The 12,794-nt window shown below is 59.1% G+C and carries 10 protein-coding genes and 1 pseudogene; 4 read left to right on the top strand and 7 right to left on the bottom strand.

The features are described 5' to 3' along the window. Positions 1 to 495, bottom strand: a pseudogene (locus tag ACN0TS_RS01740) (anthranilate phosphoribosyltransferase); the annotation flags it as partial. Continuing rightward, positions 492 to 1,079, bottom strand: a complete 588-nt coding sequence (locus ACN0TS_RS01735) for an anthranilate synthase component II (protein ID WP_417257590.1) — start codon at positions 1,077 to 1,079, stop codon at positions 492 to 494. The pseudogene ACN0TS_RS01740 and the gene ACN0TS_RS01735, both read right to left, overlap by 4 nt. Before the next feature lie 226 nt (positions 1,080 to 1,305). Between ACN0TS_RS01735 and ACN0TS_RS01730 the strand changes: the two genes are divergently transcribed. Next, entirely contained in the window at positions 1,306 to 2,685 is a 1,380-nt protein-coding gene (locus ACN0TS_RS01730; RefSeq protein ID WP_417257589.1) for a divergent polysaccharide deacetylase family protein, read from the top strand. Between the two features lie 116 nt (positions 2,686 to 2,801). Next, on the top strand, positions 2,802 to 3,575 hold the full coding sequence (locus ACN0TS_RS01725) for a DUF2189 domain-containing protein (protein WP_417257588.1): 774 nt from the start codon (positions 2,802 to 2,804) through the stop codon (positions 3,573 to 3,575). Here the strand turns inward: ACN0TS_RS01725 and ACN0TS_RS01720 are convergent. From ACN0TS_RS01720 to bcp, 5 genes are all read right to left on the bottom strand, one after another. Further along, on the bottom strand, positions 3,572 to 4,474 hold the full coding sequence (locus ACN0TS_RS01720; RefSeq protein ID WP_417257587.1) for a DMT family transporter: 903 nt from the start codon (positions 4,472 to 4,474) through the stop codon (positions 3,572 to 3,574). The genes ACN0TS_RS01725 and ACN0TS_RS01720 overlap by 4 nt on opposite strands. 199 nt (positions 4,475 to 4,673) lie before the next feature. Next, positions 4,674 to 5,243 (bottom strand): bactofilin family protein, encoded by a 570-nt coding sequence (locus ACN0TS_RS01715; protein WP_417257586.1) that lies wholly within the window; start codon positions 5,241 to 5,243, stop codon positions 4,674 to 4,676. Further along, a complete protein-coding gene (locus ACN0TS_RS01710) occupies positions 5,233 to 6,549 on the bottom strand; it encodes a DUF5930 domain-containing protein (RefSeq protein WP_417257585.1) in 1,317 nt (438 codons plus the stop codon). Before ACN0TS_RS01710 ends, ACN0TS_RS01715 begins: the two co-directional genes overlap by 11 nt. Before the next feature lie 283 nt (positions 6,550 to 6,832). Next, a complete protein-coding gene (locus ACN0TS_RS01705; RefSeq protein ID WP_417257584.1) occupies positions 6,833 to 7,654 on the bottom strand; it encodes a ferritin-like domain-containing protein in 822 nt (273 codons plus the stop codon). Further along, positions 7,651 to 8,109 (bottom strand): thioredoxin-dependent thiol peroxidase, encoded by a 459-nt coding sequence (bcp, locus tag ACN0TS_RS01700; RefSeq protein ID WP_417257583.1) that lies wholly within the window; start codon positions 8,107 to 8,109, stop codon positions 7,651 to 7,653. The genes ACN0TS_RS01705 and bcp overlap by 4 nt, the downstream gene beginning before the upstream one ends. A gap of 161 nt (positions 8,110 to 8,270) precedes the next feature. On the opposite strand from bcp, the gene ACN0TS_RS01695 reads away from it, so the two are divergent. Together ACN0TS_RS01695 and queA are read left to right on the top strand one after the other, a co-directional pair. Next, positions 8,271 to 11,630 carry an AsmA-like C-terminal region-containing protein gene (locus ACN0TS_RS01695; RefSeq protein WP_417257582.1) on the top strand — a complete coding sequence of 1,120 codons (3,360 nt, stop codon included), beginning with the start codon at positions 8,271 to 8,273 and terminating at the stop codon, positions 11,628 to 11,630. A gap of 63 nt (positions 11,631 to 11,693) precedes the next feature. Next, positions 11,694 to 12,755: a tRNA preQ1(34) S-adenosylmethionine ribosyltransferase-isomerase QueA gene (gene queA / locus ACN0TS_RS01690; RefSeq protein ID WP_417257581.1), complete on the top strand. Its 1,062-nt coding sequence runs from the start codon at positions 11,694 to 11,696 to the stop codon at positions 12,753 to 12,755. The last annotated feature ends 39 nt before the right edge of the window (positions 12,756 to 12,794 follow it).

The raw sequence follows: 12,794 nt of genomic DNA, 5'->3' as shown, positions 1-12,794 counted from the left end.
AGGGCCGACATATTTCATCGCGGGGTGGTGCATGGGGGCCATCATGAAACCGATGCCGATTTCGTTGATTGCTTTTTGGACAACGGCCGCGTCCACCATCACATCAATACCGTTGACCGACATGGCGTCGGCGGAACCGGATTTCGAACTGAGGTTGCGGTTGCCGTGTTTGGCCACGGTCACGCCTGCGCCCGCCACGACAAAGGCGGTGGCAGTTGAGATGTTGAGCGTGCCCAGTCCATCGCCACCCGTGCCTACGATGTCCATCGCACCCGCAGGGGCGGAGACGGGGATGCATTTGTCGCGCATCACCTTAGCGGCTGCGGCATATTCCGACACGGCCTCACCGCGGGCACGCAGCGCCATCAAGAAGCCGCCGATCTGCGCAGCGGTTGCTTCGCCGTTGAACAGGATTTCAAAGGCGTCTTCGGCCTGCGCGCGGCTCAACGGGCCTTCGGAGGCGGCAAAAATCAGGGGTTTCATCGCGTCGCTCATGCCGCTTCTTCCTCTTTCAACTGGTCCAGAAATGTCTTGAGCATGTCGTGGCCATGCTCGGAGCGGATGCTCTCGGGGTGGAACTGCACGCCCTCGATGGGCAGGGTTTTGTGCTTGAGGCCCATAATCGTGCCGTCTTCCAACTCTGCCGTGATCTCCAAGCAGTCGGGCAGGGTGGCGCGATCGACCACAAGCGAGTGGTAGCGCGTGCCTTTCAAAGGTGAAGGCAGGCCCGCGAAAACGCCGCGGCCGTTGTGTTTGATCTCGCCCATCTTGCCATGCACGATCTCATGGCAGCGCACCACCTTACCGCCAAAGGCCGCGCCGATGGATTGATGGCCAAGGCACACGCCGAACAAGGGCGTGCCTGTTTCTGCGGCGGCATGGACGAGGGGGACGCAAATGCCCGCTTCAAGAGGGGTTTTGGGGCCAGGGGAGAGCAAAATGCCCGACGGGTTGAGGGCTATCGCTTGCTGCACATCGAGCGCGTCATTGCGCACAACTTTCGCGTCCCACCCCAATTCACCAATATAGTGGACGAGATTGTAGGTGAAACTGTCGTAATTATCGATGAGTAGCAGCATTTTACGCTCTTTTGATCATATTGCGCGGCCTTTTGGTCGCGCTTTGGGAATGGGTGCGTCAAAGGGGGATGATCCCGCCTCAAAGGCGCGTTATACATGTTCACGAAGGCTGATGTAGGGTCAAGGGTTTCACCCGAATTCTTCCTACAAAAAGGCACATCGCACATAGGTGTGAATGAGGATGTCACGCGCAGCAGCGCGGTTTTGAGCAAGGAGCACGCGAAATATGGGCCGCGGTATTCTGACTGGTTTGATTTGGGGACTCGTCGTTGGGGGCGGTATCTTGACCGTTGCCAATGAGATTGTTGGCCCTGTTGAGGTCTCCGTGCCAATGCCAAAGGCGGTGGATGATGCCGCACCCGAAAGCGTTGAGACCGCTCCCGCCGAGGTGGACGCACCACAGATGTCGGCGGCGCAGCCTGCCGCAGAGCCTGACCGTTCGGGGGCGCAACCCGATGAACCCGCCGCCGATATGGCGGGTGACGTGATTGCCGAGACCGAGACGGATGCAGCCGCGCCAGTTCCGCAGCCCGATATGGAATTGCCCGACACGCCAAATGCCCCTGACGGCGAGGCTCTTGCCGTGCCGCACATGGCCGATGAGACACCCGTTTTGCCGACGCCGCAGGCGCAAGAGCCACAGGCCGAAGGTGCCGCTACCGCGCCAAGCACGGAGCCGAAGGTGACGCCAGAGACCCAACCCGAGCTTGCAGAGGTTCCCGAGGGAACGGATACAGCGCCGACACAGCCGCAGATGCCCGGAGCCGCCTCTGATACCATGTTGGGCGAGAGTGCCGATGCCACCTTGGGCAATAAGGTCGGCTCGTTCACCGACCGCGAGGACACGCGCCTCTCCACGCGACTGCCGTCAGTTGCTCCCCAAACGGACGCCGAAGATCCCCCTGTTATCATGGCCGAAGACCTTCCCGCGCTCGTCGCCTATTCCGCTGATTTCAACGGCAAGGTGGAAGGGCCGATGATGTCGGTGATCTTGGTCGATGTGGCGCAACTTGGCCCTGATGATGCGGCTATTGCAAAGCTGCCGTTCCCCGTGACCTTTGGGGTCGACGTTCTGGCCCCCGCTGCGGGCGAACGGGCGTTGTCCTACCGTGAGAAGGGCTTGGAAGTTCTCGCAATGGTGGGCCTTCCCGAAGGTGCGACGCCCCAAGACGCGGCGCAAACCTTGACGCAGGCCGAAGAGATCATGCCCGTGTCTGTCGGTTTTCTCGACGTGCCTTCCGCCAGTTATCAAGCCAGCCGTCAGATCGCGGCTCAGGTGGTTGCCGTTGCCGCCGCCAACGGGCGCGGTTTGGTGTCATTCCCCCGTGGTCTGAATTCGCTTGAACAAGAGGCCAAGCGCGAGGATCAACCCGTTGCCTTGGTGTTCCGCGACATTGATGGACGTGAACAGGATGTTGCCGCGATCAAGCGATTCCTTGATCAAGCTGCCTTCCGCGCAGGGATCGACAATGGCATCGTTCTACTCGGACGCTCGACCCCTCAAACCATTCAGGCCTTGGCCGAATGGGCCTTGGGCAACCGCGCGGCGACTGTCAGCCTCGTTCCGTTGAGCTATCAGCTCACAGCCAACGCGGGCCAGAACTAGGGCTGCTTGTTGCACGCACAACTTTATTGCGTGGTGCTTGACAGCATGTAGGGCAATCGCGTCAGATTATCCCGAAATGACTGCGCCTCAAGGGACGGGCGCAGCAGGGAGGATATATGACAGATACCACAGAACACGCGGCAGCCGCTCCGCTGCCGCACGTTGCACGCCTTGAGTTTCGGGATTTGCGGGCGGCCTTGGTCGCCGGGTGGCAGGATTTCCGACGTGCGCCACAGTTCGGCCTGTTCTTTTCCGCCGTCTACGCGCTGATCGGGTTGGGCTTTATCGTGTTCCACGCGGGAACGGTGATGTGGACCTTTGCGATGTCCTTGGGCTTCCCGCTCTTTGCGCCCTTTGCGGCGGTGGGGCTCTATGAGGTCTCACGCCGATTGGAGCGGGGCGGGGCGATGGATTGGTACAAGGTGCTTGGCATTGTGATTGCCGAAAAGGACCGCCAAATTCCGTGGATGGGCGCGATCATTGTCATCTATGTGCTGTTCTGGTCTTTCCTCGCCCATATGATTTTCGCGCTCTTTATGGGCATCTCGAACCTCACCAATATTTCAACGTCCTATGAGGCATTTCTGACGCCTTCTGGCCTGACGATGATCGCGGTGGAATTGGGCGTCGGGGCCATATTGGCCTTTGTGTTGTTCTCTCTGACGGTGACAAGCCTGCCGCACCTGCTCGACAAAGAGGTGGATTTCGTCACGGCGATGCTCTTGTCGTTCAAGGTGGTGACGACAAATTTCGTTGTGATGATGACATGGGCGATTGTGGTCGCCGTTCTGACACTGATCGCAATGGTGCCGCTGTTCTTGGGGCTGTTGGTGGTCTTGCCGATCTTGGGCCATGCCACATGGCACCTGTACCGCCGCGCGTTGATCTAGTTGGCAGGGGTCTTTCGTTTGCTTGAGGTCAGCATGATGGACAGACCTGCGATGACGATCACCACGCCGCCGATAATCTCCCATGTGTCAGGCCGTTCGCCAAAGGCCAAGATACCCATGGCCATGCCGAACAACAGGCGGGAATAGCGAAAGGGTGTGACCACGGACAGCTCGCCCATGCGCATCGCAAAGGTGAGACAGGTGTAGGCGGAAACGCCGACCAAAATTGCCCCGCTTAGGGCGGCAAGATCGAGCGCGGAGGGCAGGGTAGCAGGACCGTCCCAGATCAACAGACCCGCGCCAGATAGAACCAGCGCGGCGAAACCATAGAGGCCAAGCTGCGCGTAGGATAACACGGGCGGCGCGGCGCGGGTGGCCAGATCGCGCCCTGCAAAGCCGAGCATCCCGAGGACGGCCAGAATGGACAGCGGGGAGAAGGCGCCTGAGGTCGGCTGTAGCACCATCAGAACCCCGACGAAGCCCAAGATGATGAGCATCCACCGCAGCGCCCCTACGGGCGCACGCCAGATGATAGCGCCTGCCGCCGTCACCACGATGGGCGTGGCTTGCAAAATGGCGGAGGTTGATGACAGCGTGGTGTAGACAAGCGATAGCGTGAAAAAGACGCGGCCCATGATCTCGAACAGGGTGCGGATCAGCATCACCCGTGACCAAAGGGCGGGATGCAGCAGGCGCTCGTTGCGCTGCTTGATCAACCCTGCAAACACCGCCATGCCACCGATGCCAAAGATCATCATCACTTCGCCCACAGGCAGCCGTGTGGCCACATCTTTGAGCAATGTGTCCTCAAGCGCAAACAGGACCATCGCCGCAACCATCAAGGCGGCACCGCGCATATTTCCAGAGGCAAGGGTATCGGGAGAGGAGGCAAGGGTCATTGGGAATCTTTCTAAGTCAGACCTACACTTAGCCTCAGTGCGGGGCGTGAGACAATCGCATTCCCGTCATATGTGCGATCACGGGGTGTGATCCTTTGCGCAAATGTATGGTGGAGAAGGGCAGAGCGAGGACACGTGCGGGCAAGGAAAAAGGCGACCCCGAGGAGCCGCCTTGAAATCCTTGTCGCTAGAGAAAAGCTTACGAGCCTTTTTCAGCTTTCTTTGCGGCTGTTGCTGCCGAGGCTGCGGCCGACGAGGTCGGTGCCGCTGCGGGCGTCGCAGGAATAGAAGGCTTGGAGCCGTTGTTGAGCGGATCGTCTGCACGTTGGACGGAGCCCTCGAAATGTGCGCCGCTCTCAATCGCGATGGTCTTGTGGATGATGTCACCCTCTACCTTTGCGGTGGAGGTCAGGCGGACTTTCAAGCCACGTACACGACCGATCACACGGCCATTGACCACAACATCATCGGCCACCACTTCGCCCCGGATGGTGGCGTTTTCGCCAACGGTGAGGAGATGGGCGCGGATGTCACCTTCAACAGTGCCTTCGATCTGAATATCACCAGTGGTTTTGAGGTTACCGGTGATTGTCAGGTCGGTGGACAGCACAGACGTGGCGGCCTTGGGCTTCGCCGCGGCGGAGGCCGCATAATCTGGAACTGCCTGCTTGGCACTCGTCGCTGCGGTTTTTCCCGCAGATGTGTCGAGTTTTGTGTCACCTTCGCCCTGTTTAGGGCCAGGTTCATTGATTCTGCTTTTAGAAAACATCGTTGGCAGCCTTAATGTAAGTCATCGGATTAACAGCCTTTCCATTGACCCGGATCTCATAGTGCAAGTGGGTGCCAGTGGAATGACCAGAGTTTCCCATAGCACCAATTTGCTCCCCGCGCGAGACCCTTTGGCCAACTTTCACGAGAAGTTTTGATTGGTGGGCATAGCGGGTTTCAATGCCAAATTCGTGCTGGATCTTCACAAGACGACCGTAACCTGATTGCCAACCGGCAAAGGTAACGACGCCATCTGCGGTCGCGTAAATCGGTGTGCCGTAGCTTGACGCGAAGTCCGTTCCCTTATGCATACGGCCCCAACGTTGGCCAAATCCGGAGGTGTAGCGGAAGCTCGATTTCAACGGCAGCGCAAAGGGCGCTTTTTGGGCGGCGATGCGATAGAGGTTCAGGCGATCCATTTTGTCGAGCAATTCGTTGGCGCGGGTGCTGTCCGTATCGGGCATGCCGCCTTTGGTCGAGAATGTGATCGGTGTGAGCGGGCCACCTTGGCCGGAATAGGCGCTGCGCACTGTTTTGATGAGGCTGTCGGTGGACAGGCCCGCGTTGCGGAACATCTTGTCCAGTGGGGCCACTGAGAGTGTCATCGCGTCTTCGAGTTGGGAGAAAATGCGATCGTTCTTCTCTTCCATCATTTTCAATTCGACCTGAAGGGTCTTGGCTTGGGTGATGGCCTGATGGGCGTCAATCACCACTTCGTCACGCTCTGCGGCAGTGGCGCTGAGCGCGGAGGCAAGCACATCCACGGTGGCTTCCACGTCCTGGACTGTTACGCCTGTGGAGCCGACGGCGTCGCCGTTCAACTGGGCGGTGAGCAGCTCTTGTGCCTCAAGGGCCTCATCGCGCATTTTGAGGGCTTCGCGCAGATTGGCCTGCGTGACATCAATACCCGTTTCCAGTTCACGCAAGCGCTCTTGTGAGGCCAAGAGTTGCGATTGCATGACAGAGACCTGTTCGAGGGCGGTGTTGAAACGGGCCTGTGCGGCGGCGGCTTCGGCGGCACGGGTGTCGCGTTCTTCGGCCAACTGGCTCAGGCGGGTTTCAAAGAGAACCAGATCGCGGTTGGCCTGTTGGCGCAAATTGCCCGATCCGATGGCATCCATGAGAATAATTGAGGTGGCGACGGTCATCCAGATGATGGTGATGGAGGTGCCGCATAGGACAGCTAATTGCGTGAGAGGCGACAGGCGCAGAAAGCGTGTGTCATTTTCAGAGCGCAGAAATACCCGTTTTTCAGGCAAGCGGCGCTCAAGCATGTGATTGAGCTGTCTAATCATGTCTGTTTTCAACCGTCCTCAGGTCCATCCCGTCCGATCCTGCGGTTCAGCGGATCGGTTACTAAAGTCCTTACAAAACGAAACCGATTGGAGCAACGGCTTAAGGCGATTTAAATAAGAACAGGGCGGAAGTGCCTATGATTGGGCGGTTTTCTGCCTAATTAGGCCGCGCAATTGTGTTGATTGAGGTGGCTTATAGCAGATGTTGTGGGTAGGGCGTGATCTTCGCCCAGATCATGCTGACTTCTTTCCTGTCCCCTTGCGCTGCGTCCATATTTTTGCGCCGAACAGGGCGTCAGGCATTGGCCAAGGGCCAGTAAAAGTCGGGCGGAAGTCCCGCTTCGGCGCGTTTTTCCTCATTAAACGGCGGGCGTAGGGTCGAGTGAAAATAGGTCTGCACAAGGTCGTGGAATGTTTCTTTGGGATCAAGGTTCTCGCGCCCGCACAGAAAATGGAACCACTTGGACCCATAGGCCACATGCGCGACCTCCTCGTTATAGATCACGTCCATTGCAGCCACAGTCTCGGCATCCTTGGCTTGTTTGAATATCTGGATCATCCCCGGTGTTACGTCGAGGCCACGGGCCTCAAGCACCATTGGAACCACGGCCAAGCGCCCCATGATGTCCTCGGCGGTGTCTTCCGCCGCCCGCCACATACCTGCGTGAGCGGGCAGGGCGCCGTAGTGGGAACCAAGTGCTTCAAGCCGATCACAGATCAGGTTGAAATGCTTGGCCTCCTCGTCGGCGGATTTCACCCAGTCATCGTAGAACCCAATGGGAAAGGGCACATGGGTGAACCGCGCGATGAGATCCCAATGCAGATCGACCGCGTTCAGTTCGATATGGGCGATGGCGTGTAGGATGGCGAGCCGCCCCTCGGGCGTGCCGGGTTTGCGCTTTGGCACATCGCGCGGGTCCAAAAGCGCGGGCGCGTCGGGGCGTGCGGGCTGCATCGGCGGGGTGGCGGTGCCGATCTCGATGGGCGTGCCCCCGTCGCGGGATGCCCGCCAAGCTGCGGCGTGTTTATGCGCCAGTGCGGTCTTTTCGCGCCCATCGGCTGTGCGCAAGACTTCGTCGGCCATTTGCGCCAGTGTCAGCGAGTGTGTGGAGGTCATGCCTGCACCGCCGCAAGAACCTGAGCCGCGTGATCGGCCACTTTGACCTTGGGCCAAACCTGCGCAACTTTTCCTTCCTCGTCAATGAGATAGGTTGTTCGCACAATACCCCAAAACGTCTTGCCATACATTTGTTTCTCGGCCCAAACGCCGTAATCCTCGCACACAGTTCCCTCCGCGTCCGAGAGCAGGGGAATGCCCAATTCATGCTTGGCGCAAAAGTTTTCGTGTTTCTTGACGCTGTCTTTGGAGATGCCAAACACCAGTGTCCCCGCCGCCGCGAACGCGTCTTTGAGCGCCGTGAAGTCCAAGGCCTCTGTGGTGCAGCCGGGGGTATTGTCTTTGGGGTAGAAATATAAGACGACCTTTTGGCCGCGCAGGTCGGAAAGGGTGACGTTTTCGCCACCATCGCGAGGCAAAGTGAAATCGGGGGCGGTTTGGCCTGTCTCCAACATGTCGTTTTCTTTCTCTTTTGATCTGTTTGGCGTTGCTTGCTGTTGAGGTTTAGTTTTATGCGCAGATCAGACAAGATGAAACCATGCGCGACACATCCTGTGCGCCAAATCCTGAAACTGTCAGGATTGAGTAAGGTAAGGGAGCGATCAGTTCCAACACTATGAGTGACGCACCGGACGACACAGCCAAGGCGAAGACGGACGCCCCGTCTCCCACGCCGCCCCTCGGGGCCGGTGTGGACGATACGCCTGTGCGTCCCAGAGGGCGCAAGCGCAAGCATGCTTTCCGCTTTTTTGTCTGGATGTTCAGTGGCCTGACCATCATTGCCGTGGCCTTGGGGCTTGTCATCCTGTCTCTGACCGAACGCGAGTTGATCGTTCCTGCGGCTCTGACGGAAAAGGTTGAGGCGCGAGTGAACCGTGATCTCGGTGGGGCTAAGGTGTCCATCGGCCAACTGGTGGTGCGCGTCGATGAATACTATGTGCCGCGCATCACCGCCCGCCATGTGGGCATTGTCGATGGCTCTGGCGCGGAACTGGCGCGTCTCAATTCGCTGCGCGCGGTTCTGACCAAAGAGGGCGTGATGGCGGGGGATTTCACCCCGAACACCCTGCGTATGTCAGGGGCGCAGATCACGGTGCGTCGCTCGGTCGATGGCACCTTCGCTCTGGCCTTTGGCGGGGCAGGGGCGGCTGTTGGATCGGCCGCCGAAGTGTTGGAAAATATCGATGCAGTCTTTGCCAAAGAGCCTCTCTCGGAGGTGTCCACGGTGGAAGCGCGCGACATTACCGTCACTTTGGAGGACGCCCGCACAGGACGTATCTGGCAGGCCACTGATGCCATCGTTACGCTCAAAAATAGCGATTCCGCTATTGATATCGCTTTGGATTTCGACCTGTTCAACGGCACCGAAGACCTTGCCTCTGTGCGGTTCCAGTTCCAATCGCGCAAAGGGTCACTGGCCTCGACCATTGCATTGCAAATGACCGACGCTCCAACTCAGGATTTCGCGCTGCAATCGCCCGCCCTGTCGTTTTTGTCACTAGTCAATGCGCCAGTGTCCGCCTCTATGCGGGCCAAGATCGACGGCTCTGGCGTGCTGGCCTCCTATTCAGGCGCTCTGGAGATCGGTGCGGGCGAATTTCGCGGTGGTGCAGGGGCCACGCCGCTGACGTTTGACGGGGCCAAAGGGTATTTTAACTATGATCCTGACGCGGAACGGATCGAGTTTGCCGAGCTTTCGGTTGCCACCGACGCGTTGAATTTCAAAGGACACGGGGCGATGCTATTGCGCGAGTTTGCGGGGAACTGGCCACAGCGCTTTGTCGGGCAATTGCAGGTCGATGAATTGGTCGTCTCCCCTGAGGGGATGTTTGCCGAGCCGCTGCGCTTTGACGAAGGGTCTGTCGATCTGTCGTTTTCCTCGACCCCGTTTGAGGCAAACATCGGTCAAGTGGCCCTGCGACACGGTGATGTGTGGCTGCGTGGGGCAGGATCGGCGCGTGCACTTGAGGATGGGTGGCACGCGGGGTTGGATGCCCATGTCGACAGCCTGACAATCGACGATCTGTTGGCGCTCTGGCCTCAAGGGGCCATCGTCAAGACCCGCGATTGGTTCGTTCAGAATATGACCAAGGCGCGGTTTGACGGTCTTGATCTCGCGCTGCGCTTCTCGCCTGAACGCTCTTTGCCGGATGCCTATCTGGATTGGAGACTTGAAGACTCGACTGTGACTTTTATCAAAGGGTTGCCCCCTGTGACAGGCGGGTCGGGCTACGGCACCATCTCCCATAACGAGATGACCTTTGCCGTTGATGGCGGTGTGATTGCGGCCCCTCAAGGGGGAGATATTGCGGTGGCGGGCACGGTGATGCACATCCCCGACATCACACAGCTTCCCGCGACGATGACTGTCGGTCTTGAAACCGCATCACCCATTGAGGCGGCACTTTCCTTGATGGCGCAAAAGCCGTTTTCCATTCTGCGGGGCGCCAGTTTCGGCCCCGACGTGGCGCAGGGGCGCTCGCAGTTACAGGGGCAAATCGCCTTTCCGCTCAAGAAAAAGGTGTTGATGGAGGATGTGGAGTTTACCCTGACGGGGACCATGTACGATGTGGTGTCTACGAAACTGATGCCGGGGCAGACTTTGAAAGCCGAGGCACTGGACTTGGCGGTGGATGGCACGGGCCTGACGATCAAGGGACCAACCCAAATCGACACGGCGCGCTTTGACGGCCAATGGCGCAAGGATTTCGGCGCTGAACATGCGGGAAAATCCTACATTTCGGGACGCGCGACACTCGATCAAGCCTTCCTCGACACCTTTAAAATCGCGCTGCCCAAGGGCTCCGTGACGGGCGCTGCGGTGGCGGATATGACCGTGGCGCTGCGCAAAGGGCAACCACCCGCCTTTGTGCTGACCTCTGATCTCAAAGGGGCGGGGCTATCCATTGCGCCGCTTGGATGGCGCAAATCGGCAGGGCAAACAGGCAGCTTGCGCGTCGAAGGGACGGCAGGAGATGTGCCCGAGGTTACGGCGCTTTCGGTAGAGGCGGCAGGGCTTGCGGCCACGGGGGGAACGGTCAAACTGCAACGTGGTGGCGGGTTGGATCGTTTGCGGTTTGAGCGGGTCAAGCTCGGCAACTGGCTTGATGTCAGCGCGACGCTTGTCGGGCGTGGCGCAGGGAAACCTGTGGGAATTGAAATTTCGGGCGGATCGCTTGATCTGCGCCGCGCCACTTTTGGCGGGACGGGTGCAGGGGGATCGGGCAATGGCGGACCTATTGTGGCCGTTCTGGATACCCTACGCGTCACTGACGGTCAGCGTCTCACGGGTGTGTCGGCCAAACTGTCACAATCGGGCGGCTTGCGCGGAACCTATGCGGGGCAGCTCAACGGTAAGGCGGCGGTATCTGGGGCGATTGAGCCAGGGCGCTATGGGCCAACAGTGACGCTCACCTCCAAAAACGCAGGCCTCGCGGTGCAAGCCGCAGGGCTGTTGGAGAAGGGGGCGGGTGGCGAATTGACCATGATCCTCGAAAGCCTGCCCGAAAAGGACAGCTATGCGGGAAGCGCGACCATCACCAATATTCGGGCTCAATCGGCTCCAGAATTGGCGGAATTGCTGTCGTTGATTTCTGTTATTGGGCTGCTTGAACAAATGATTGGCGGGGAGGGGATCTTGTTCACTCATTCCGAGGCGAAGTTCACCATCAAACCCGGCCGCGTCCTGATCCATAGCGCCTCTGCGGAGGGACCGTCCCTTGGCATTTCGCTCGATGGCACCTATGACACCACCGCGTCGACAATGGACTTGCAAGGCGTGGTGTCTCCTGTCTATTTCCTCAACGGATTGGGGCAAATCGTGGCTAAAAAGGGCGAAGGGTTGTTTGGTTTTAACTTTACGCTCACAGGGGCTTCGGATGATCCCAAGATCGGGGTGAACCCGCTGTCGATCCTGACGCCGGGGGCCTTGCGCGGCATTTTCCGCACGCGCGGTGCGCCGACGGTCGACGACTAAGACACAGCACGACACAATGAGCGATTTCGAAGCGCAGATCATCGCGCAGACAAGGGTATGGACATGAAACTATCTGACTTCGACTTTGACCTTCCCGAGGCCTTGATTGCCACGCGTCCCGCCAAACCGCGCTCGTCTGCGCGTCTTTTGGTGGCCACGCCCGAGACGATCACCGATGGCGTTGTGACTGATCTGGTGGACTGGTTTCGTGCGGGCGACCGCCTTGTGCTCAACGATACCAAAGTGTTGCCTGCGCGTCTGACGGGCAAACGCGGGCGTGACACCGCTCAGGGCTACCAAGAGGCCAAGATCGAAGTCACATTGTTGGAGCCACAGGCCGACGGCGGCGTCTGGCGCGCGCTGATCAAGCCGCTCAAAAAGGTCAAAGAGGGCGAGGTCATCCGCTTTTCCGACGACCTGTCCGCGACACTCACCGCCAAGGAGGACGGGGCCGCCTATGTCGCCTTTAACCTGACGGGTGAGGATTTCGACCGCGCACTCAACGCCGCAGGCTCCATGCCCTTGCCTCCCTATATTGAGGCCAAGCGCAAGGCCGATGCGCAGGACAAGGAAGACTACCAAACCGTCTGGGCTCGCAATCTCGGGGCTGTCGCAGCCCCGACCGCCTCGTTGCATTTCGATGAGGCGCTTCTCGCGGCTTTGGCGGCCAAGGGCGTCGAGATCACCCATGTGACGCTGCATGTGGGGGCGGGGACGTTCCTGCCTGTCAAAGTGGACAATGTGGATGACCACAAGATGCACGCCGAATGGGGCGAGGTGACACCCGAAGCCGCCGCCGAGATTGCCGCGACCAAAGCTGCGGGCGGGCGCGTGATCCCCGTGGGCACGACCGCGCTACGCCTGATCGAGAGTGCCGCGCGCGAGACAGGGGCCATCGCGGCCTTTCTGGGGGAGACCGATATTTTCATCAAACCCGGTTTCGAGTTTGCTGTGACTGATGCGCTGATGACCAACTTTCACCTGCCCAAATCGACGCTGCTGATGTTGGTGTCCGCCCTGATGGGCGTCGAGCCTATGCGCAGGATATATGATCACGCGGTGGCCGAGAAATACCGCTTCTTTTCCTACGGGGATGCCTCGCTGCTCTTGCCTCATGGTGCCTGATTTAGTCTGAAGATCGCGTGTCAGATTAGGATCATTCAC

The organism is Celeribacter sp. (assembly GCF_048266405.1).
Classification (GTDB): domain Bacteria; phylum Pseudomonadota; class Alphaproteobacteria; order Rhodobacterales; family Rhodobacteraceae; genus Celeribacter.
The sequence above is the reverse complement of the archived record's forward strand: the minus strand, read 5'-3'. Positions and strand labels throughout refer to the sequence as shown.